The 2973-nt window shown below is 76.0% G+C and carries 3 protein-coding genes; 2 read left to right on the top strand and 1 reads right to left on the bottom strand.

What is annotated here, in order from left to right:
* Nucleotides 1–585: glutamate racemase (locus tag C6N75_RS26740; RefSeq protein ID WP_105871447.1), on the bottom strand; the 585-nt coding region annotated here is incomplete at its 3' end.
* A 58-nt stretch (nt 586–643) separates the two neighbouring features.
* Here C6N75_RS26740 and C6N75_RS26735 point away from each other — a divergent pair.
* Together C6N75_RS26735 and C6N75_RS26730 are read left to right on the top strand one after the other, a co-directional pair.
* On the top strand, nt 644–1873 hold the full coding sequence (locus C6N75_RS26735; RefSeq protein WP_105871446.1) for a glycosyltransferase: 1230 nt from the start codon (nt 644–646) through the stop codon (nt 1871–1873).
* Between the two features lie 430 nt (nt 1874–2303).
* On the top strand, nt 2304–2759 hold the full coding sequence (locus C6N75_RS26730) for a DUF6643 family protein (RefSeq protein WP_105871445.1): 456 nt from the start codon (nt 2304–2306) through the stop codon (nt 2757–2759).
* The last annotated feature ends 214 nt before the right edge of the window (nt 2760–2973 follow it).

The raw sequence follows: 2973 nt of genomic DNA, 5'->3' as shown, positions 1-2973 counted from the left end.
GGCGGGCGTCTGGACGGCGGCCCGGATGCGTTCGGCGACCAGCTCGTAGTGGGTGCAGCCGAGGACGACGGCGGACACGTCGTCGGGGGTGAGCGCGGCGGCCGCGGCGACGGCGGCGTCGATGGCGTCCTCGTCGGCGTGCTGGACGGCGTCGGCGAGACCGGGGCAGGGCACCTCGGTGACCTGGGCGGCGCCGCCGAAGTCGGCGATGAGCCGGCGCTGGTAGGGGCTGCCGGTGGTGGCGGGGGTGGCCCAGATGGCGACCGCGCCGCCGGCCGCGGCGGCCGGCTTGATGGCCGGGACGGTGCCGATGACCGGGAGCGCCGGCTCCAGTTCGGCCCGCAGCGCGGCCAGCGCGTGCACGGAGGCGGTGTTGCAGGCGACGACCAGTGCGTCCGGCTCGAGGGCGGCGGCGGCCCTGGCGGTGGCCAGGGCGTGCGCGGTGATGTCCTCGGTGGTGCGCGGCCCCCAGGGCACTCCGTCGGGGTCGGAGGAGAGCACCAGCTCGGCGTCCGGGCGCAGCCTGCGCACCGCGGCGGCCGCCGGGAGCAGGCCGATTCCGGAGTCCATGAGGGCGATCTTCACCCGGTCACCCTAGCCGACGGCCCTTGCCTTCCCTCCGTTGTGGGGCAGACTGCGGCGAATGAGCACCATTGCGTGGATCGCCCTGGCTTCGGTGGTCGCCTGGGGCTGGCTGCTGCTGGGCCGCGGCTTCTACTGGCGTACCGACCAGCGGCTGCCGGAGGCGGCCGAGGAGGCGGTGGAGGCGGACCGGTGGCCGTCGGTGGCGGTGGTGGTGCCCGCCCGGGACGCGGCGGAGCTGCTGCCGCGCACCCTGCCGTCGCTGCTGACCCAGGACTACTCGGGCCGGCTCGCGGTCTTCCTGGTGGACGACGGCAGTACCGACGGCACCGGCGCGCTGGCCAGGGAGCTGGCCGCCCGGCACGGCGGGCGGCGGGTGACCGTCTCCTCGCCGGGGGCGCCCGCGCCGGGCTGGACGGGGAAGCTGTGGGCGGTGCGGCACGGCATCGCCCTGGCCCGGTCGGCGCGGGAGGGCGGACCGGAGTACCTGCTGCTGACGGACGCGGACATCGCCCACGAGCCGGACAGCGTACGGCGGCTGGTGGCCGCGGCGAGCGCCGGCCGGCTCGACCTGGTCTCGCAGATGGCGCGGCTGCGGACGGCCGGCGGCTGGGAGCGGCGCATCGTGCCGGCGTTCGTCTACTTCTTCGCGATGCTCTATCCGTTCCGGTGGGTCAACCGGGCCGGGGCGCGGACGGCGGCCGCGGCCGGCGGCTGCGTCCTGCTGCGGACCGCCACGGCGGTGCGGGCCGGTGTGCCGGAGGCGTACCGGCAGGCCGTCATCGACGACGTCTCGCTGGCGCGGGCGGTGCGGCGGGCCGGCGGGAGGCTGTGGCTGGGGCTCGCCGACCGGGTGGACAGCGTGCGCCCGTACCCGGGGCTGGCGGACCTGTGGTCGATGGTGGCGCGCTGCGCGTACGCCCAGCTCTGGCACCACCCGCTGGTGCTGGTGGCGGCGGTGGCGGGGCTGGGCCTGGTGTTCCTCGCGCCGCCGGCGGCGGTGGCCGCGGGACTGCTGGCGGGGGACGCGGCGGCGGGGGCGCTGGGCGCGGCGGCGTGGGCGGCGATGGCGGCCTCGTACGCGCCGATGCTGCGCTACTACCGGCAGTCGCTGTGGCAGGCGCCGGCGCTGCCGGTGACGGCGGCGCTGTACCTGTGCATGACGGTGGACTCGGCGGTGCGGCACTACCGGGGACGCGGGGCGCAGTGGAAGGGCCGCACCTATCCGCGCCCGGACGCCGGGCCGGCCGGCCGGCGTGCGGAGGCGGCCGCTCCGGAACACCCGGCCTGACGTAGGGTCATACTGGCCGCGGGGCACGGGAGTCGGCCGGAACGCACGCTATTTCCGGCAGGCGGAAATCGGCTCGAAGACCCGCTCGGCGTGATCGGTGATCATCCGTGGAATTCCCGGGAAGATCACCGGTCGTTCCCGATCTTCGCGGTTTCCTTATAGCGGCCTCACGCTCCCCGCCTTTACCGCGCTCACACATCGGACGGGAGCACCCGGCGGGCGGTGATTTCCTGCCTTTCCGCGTGCGGCGGGCGGCTCCGCGAGGCGATCCGGGACTCGCCGGTAACCCTTGCGCTGCCTGGCCTTTACACGGACGGTGACCGTTTTTCCCGTGTTCGCTCGCATTGGCGCGCCGCCGTCACGGGACCCCCGTGAAACAACCCGCTTACCGGCCTCCCCAATCGGCACATCACCGCTTACCTTATGAGCCATGACCTCCCCCCGTGCCTCCTACGGTGGCGCGTACTACAGCGCGCCGCCGTTCCCGGACACCCCGATCTACGACTCCCTGGTCGCGGAGCGGGGCACGCCTCAGATCGCCCCGATCCGAGTGCCCGCCGCGTATGACGTCCCGGCTTCCTATCTGCCGGCGCTGCCCGCCCTGCCGTCCCCGGCCGGCCAGCACCCGCAGCCCTCCTACGGCGGCGGCTACGGCTATCCGCAGCAGCCGGCCCCGCAGCCCGCGCCGTTGCAGCAGACGCCCGCGCCGTACATCCCGCAGCAGCAGTCCGCCCCGCGCGGCTACGGCTATCCGCAGCCGGTCCAGCAGGCCCGGCCGGTGGCCGGCGGGTACGAGGCGATGCGCCCGGCAGCGGCCCCGCGCCCGATGGCGACGCCGGCCGGCTACCACGACCCCTACCAGCGGCCGCAGCACGCCGGTTACTGACGGGCACGGCGGGCGCCGGGGGACACCCCCGATCCCCGGCGCCCCGCCCCTCCCGCCCCCCTTCGGCCCCTGCCGCCACGGCTTTCCGCCCCCCCCCTGACCGGCCGGACAATGATCGGCGGGCCGGTGCGTTCCGGGCAGCCGCGGCCCCGCCGCATAGGCCCGGCGCCCGCGGGAACCCCGGCCCCTCGCGGACGCGTCGGCGCCTGATCCC

This window comes from Streptomyces solincola (assembly GCF_002982015.1).
Taxonomy (GTDB): Bacteria; Actinomycetota; Actinomycetes; order Streptomycetales; family Streptomycetaceae; genus Streptomyces; species Streptomyces solincola.
This window is presented reverse-complemented; position numbering and strand designations above follow the sequence as displayed.